This window comes from Bradyrhizobium sp. (assembly GCF_050014615.1).
GTDB lineage: Bacteria > Pseudomonadota > Alphaproteobacteria > Rhizobiales > Xanthobacteraceae > Bradyrhizobium.
Window position 1 is genome coordinate 1 of record NZ_JBEKCZ010000337.1, and the last position, 3,391, is coordinate 3,391.

At 64.3% G+C, this 3,391-nt stretch carries 4 protein-coding genes; 3 read left to right on the forward strand and 1 reads right to left on the reverse strand.

Annotation, left to right across the window (positions count from 1 at the left end; genetic code table 11):
- Positions 1–722, reverse strand: a 722-nt coding sequence (locus ABR948_RS29165) for a glycine reductase (RefSeq protein ID WP_428124725.1), incomplete at its 3' end; no start/stop codon positions are given.
- A 91-nt stretch (positions 723–813) separates the two neighbouring features.
- On the opposite strand from ABR948_RS29165, the gene ABR948_RS29170 reads away from it, so the two are divergent.
- The 3 genes from ABR948_RS29170 to tsaA all read left to right on the forward strand — a co-directional run.
- Complete coding sequence (locus ABR948_RS29170) at positions 814–1,824, forward strand: transglycosylase SLT domain-containing protein (protein WP_428124727.1); 1,011 nt, start codon at positions 814–816, stop codon at positions 1,822–1,824.
- Positions 1,825–1,954: 130 nt separating this feature from the next.
- The gene (locus ABR948_RS29175; protein WP_428124729.1) at positions 1,955–2,941 is read left to right on the forward strand and encodes a Bug family tripartite tricarboxylate transporter substrate binding protein; all 987 of its coding nucleotides are present in this window, start codon (positions 1,955–1,957) and stop codon (positions 2,939–2,941) included.
- 5 nt (positions 2,942–2,946) lie between these two features.
- On the forward strand, positions 2,947–3,391 hold a 445-nt coding region (gene tsaA, locus ABR948_RS29180), incomplete at its 3' end, for a tRNA (N6-threonylcarbamoyladenosine(37)-N6)-methyltransferase TrmO (protein ID WP_428124731.1).

A 3,391-nucleotide genomic window follows, 5' to 3' on the forward strand; every position in this document is an offset into this window, starting at 1 on the left:
TGCGAAGCGGGATCGTGCGGCTTGCCCGCCGAATTGCCCAGCGGAAAATCGCTGAACAGAAAGCGCGGCACCGCGGCGTGCTCGACGATATCCTTGGCGCACCCCATCACCACGGTGGAAATACCGTTGGCCTCCAGATGCCGGGCCACCAGGCTGATGGTCTGGTGGCACACCGGGCAGTTCGGCACCAGCACCGCGGCATCGACCTGATCGGCCTGACAGCGGGCGAGAATGTCGGGCGCGTCGGTTTCGATCGTGACGCGCTGGCTGCGGTTGGTCGGGGCGCCGAAGAAGCGCGGCGCGACTTCGCCGATCCGCCGCTCGCGCGCCAGCCCGAGCAATGGCGGCAGTGGAAACCAGGTGCCGCTGTCGTCGGCCGTGGTGTGCACGCGGTCATAGGCGATGTGCGAAATCCGCAGATCGTGCGACCCCGAGGTATCGCCGTCATAGACCGTATAGAATTTGGCGCCGCCATTGTATTTGGCGCCCGGACCCTGATCGCCCCTGGCGGGATCGAACGGTGCCGCCGTGGTGACGATGGTGACGCGGGATTGGCTCAGCGGCTTTCGCAAGCGCTGAAACGGCGCATCGACATAATGCGCCCAGCGATAGGGCGTGGTGTAGCCGATCGCCGCATAATATTCGCGGGTCCGCGCCATATAGGGGATCGGCGCGTCGTCGTCGGGTGCAAAGCCGAGCGGATCGTCCGAAGCTGCGGTCATGTCCTGCGCTCCCATCAACGCGCCATGTTTACCAAATAGCTAGACGCTCGGGTCCCCGTGTCAAGCACGGTCCGCCGGAAACAGGGCTGCAATGCGAATGGGTATCGGTTGGCGCGCCGCGCTTTGCTCGGTTGTCGTGATGCTGATATGGCCGGCGGCACAACCGGCCGCGGAGGAGGCGGCGCCGGTGAGAACCGGCGGCGGGATCGCGCGGCCGAGCGTGGAAGAACTCGCCATTCCCAGCGATGAAAGCAAAAGCGAGCCACAGAAGCCGGCGGAGGCTGCGCGGGAGACCGACACAAGAGAGGCGATGTGCCTGATGATCGAAGCGGCGGCGAAGGCCAATGATTTGCCGCTGGAGTTTTTCGCACGCGTGATCTGGCAGGAAAGCCGGTTTCAGTCCGATGCGGTGGGGCCGCTCACGCGCCGCGGCGAACGTGCCCAGGGCATCGCGCAATTCATGCCGGGCACTGCGAGCGAACGGCGGTTGCTCGATCCCTTCGATCCCGTGCAGGCGTTGCCGAAATCCGCTGAATTCCTCAGCGAATTGCGCACGCAATTCGGCAATCTCGGCCTCGCCGCCGCAGCCTACAATGCCGGACCCCACCGGGTGCAGGAATGGCTCGCGGGCTCGGGCTCCATGCCGCAGGAGACGCGCAATTACGTCGTCGCCATCACCGGTGCCACGGTCGATACATGGGCCGCGGCCGGCGCGAACGGCAAGATGCCCGACCGCGCGCCAAGCGCCGGTTGCCGCGACCTGATGGCGTTACTCAAGCGTGCTCCCAATGCCTTTGTCTCCGAGCTCGAGCAGCATGTGAAGCTTGGTGCTGAGCGGCTATGGGGTGTGCAGCTTGCCGCCGGCTTTGATCGCGACAAGGCGCTGGCGATGTATTCACGCGCGATGACGCGGTTGAGCGGTGTGATCGGCGATCAGGACCCAAGCCTGCTGGGCTCGTTGTTCCGCAGCCGCGGCACCCGCACGTTCTATCAGGTGCGGATCGGCGCCGACACGCGCCCCGCCGCCGACGAGCTCTGTAACCGCATCCGCCGCGCCGGCGGCGCCTGTCTCGTGCTGCGCAACATGAACGTCAGGGGGTGACTGGCGTCAGGAGCTGACTGGCGTCAGGAGCTGACCGGGCACTTGCATGGCAGCCTTGAAGCGCGGTTCGCAATTGCGGCTGACCTGCAATCCGCTACTGTGCGGCAAAACGATCCGGTGGGGAAACGTCATGAATTGGCCTCTAAGGTCGATCCTGATCGCTTGTCTTGCGATCGTTGCATCATTCTCTGTGTCCCCTGGCGTCAGCGCGGCGGAGTATCCGGCCCGGCCGATCAAGCTCGTTATTCCCTATCCCCCGGGTGGACCCACCGACATCCTTGGCCGGGTGGTGGCCGATTTTCTCGGCAGGGATCTCAGGCAGGCGACGGTGGTCGAAAACAAGCCGGGGGCGCAAGGCGCCATCGGCGCCGAAATGGTCGCGCGCGCCGACCCCGATGGCTACACGCTCTTGGTCGCGGCCGGTTCGATGATCGTGCTCAATCCCCTGCTGTACAAGAAATTGTCCTACGATCCGGCGCGGGATTTCCGGATGCTGGCGTTGATGACCGATTTCCCGCTGATGATGGAAGTTCATCCGTCGGTACCGGCGAAGACTGTCGCGGAATTCGTCGCCTACGCCCGGCAAAATCCGGGAAAACTCAATTTCGGTTCGGCCGGAACCGGCGGTACCATTCATCTCGCCGGTGAGATGTTCAAACGGATGGCCGGCATCGAGATGACGCACGTGCCCTATAAGGGTGCGGCACCGGCGTTGACCGATCTGCTGGCCGGCAACATCCAGGTGATGTTCGATTCCGTGAGCACGGCGCTGCCGCCGGTGCGCGCCGGAATGGTGCGGGCGCTCGGCGTCAGTTCAATGCAAAGGCTGTCCGATCTGCCTGACGTGCCGACCATCGCGGAGAGCGGTTATCCCGACTACCTCGTCAGCGTCTGGTACGGCATTGCGGCTCCCGCAAACCTTCGTGAGGATGTCGCCCAAAAGCTGACGGACAGCCTTAATCGTGCGATGAACGATGAGGCGTTCCGGGCGTCGCTGGAGAAGATCGGCTATACGGTGTTTCGCCCGCGCAGCGCCGCCGCGGTCACGCAGTTCATCGATGCCGACCGGGCCAGGTGGTCGGCCGTGATCAAGGCACAGAATATTTCACTGGATTGAGGGACATGGTTCGAGAGAGCGAGATTCGAGAAGGCGAGCAGGCCGTCGAGATGCCCAAGGCAAACGACGCCGGTCTGGTTTTCATCGGCCGCATCCGCACGCCCTGGACCTCGCGCCTTGAGGCCCCGCGGCAGGGGCGCCATGACGGTCCGGTGTGCCGGCTCGAGATTTTCGAGCCGTGGGTGCCGGCGCTCAAAGGCGTCGATTTCTACGAGAATCTCGAAGTGATCTACTGGCTGCATCAGTCGCGCCGCGATCTGGTGCTGCAAAGCCCGAAGAACAACAAATCCACCCGCGGCACCTTTTCGCTGCGCTCGCCGCAGCGGCCAAACCCGATCGGAACCTCGATCGTCAAGCTGGTCGGTATCGAGGGCTCGACGGTGCTGGTGCGCGGGCTGGATTGCCTCGACGAGACACCGCTGCTGGACCTCAAGCCCGACCGCTGCGAAT

Bases quoted from the DNA above. Each gene is read 5' to 3' on its own strand.
- ABR948_RS29170 (WP_428124727.1), top strand. From the start codon at position 814: ATGCGAATGGGTATCGGTTGGCGCGCCGCGCTTTGCTCGGTTGTCGTG.
- ABR948_RS29175 (WP_428124729.1), top strand. From the start codon at position 1,955: ATGAATTGGCCTCTAAGGTCGATCCTGATCGCTTGTCTTGCGATCGTT.